1 pseudogene is annotated in these 381 nt (G+C 68.0%); it reads left to right on the top strand.

The annotated features are described in order from the left end of the window. A pseudogene (locus RU01_RS18005) lies at positions 1–381 on the top strand (pyruvate carboxylase); the annotation flags it as partial.

Raw genomic sequence — 381 nt, 5'->3', positions numbered from 1 at the left:
TGTGCGATCTGGAGCCGTACTGGGAGGCGATCCGGAAGGTGTACGCCCCGTTCGAGTCCGGGCTCCCCGCTCCGACCGGGCGGGTCTACACCCACGAGATCCCGGGTGGGCAGCTGTCGAATCTGCGTCAGCAGGCCATCGCGTTGGGTCTGGGGGACCGGTTCGAGGACGTGGAGAAGGCGTACGCGGACGCGGACCGGTTGCTGGGCCGGTTGATCAAGGTGACGCCGTCTTCGAAGGTCGTGGGCGATCTGGCGTTGCACCTGGTGGGGGCGGGGGTGTCGATGGAGGACTTCGCGGCGGATCCGGGGAAGTTCGACATTCCCGATTCGGTGATCGGGTTCCTGCGCGGTGATCTGGGCACCCCGGCCGGTGGGTGGC

Source organism: Rhodococcus sp. MEB064, assembly GCF_000834565.1.
In the GTDB taxonomy this organism is placed as follows: Bacteria; Actinomycetota; Actinomycetes; order Mycobacteriales; family Mycobacteriaceae; genus Rhodococcoides.
Note: the sequence above shows the minus strand (reverse complement) of the source record. Positions and strands in the feature narration are given on the sequence as shown.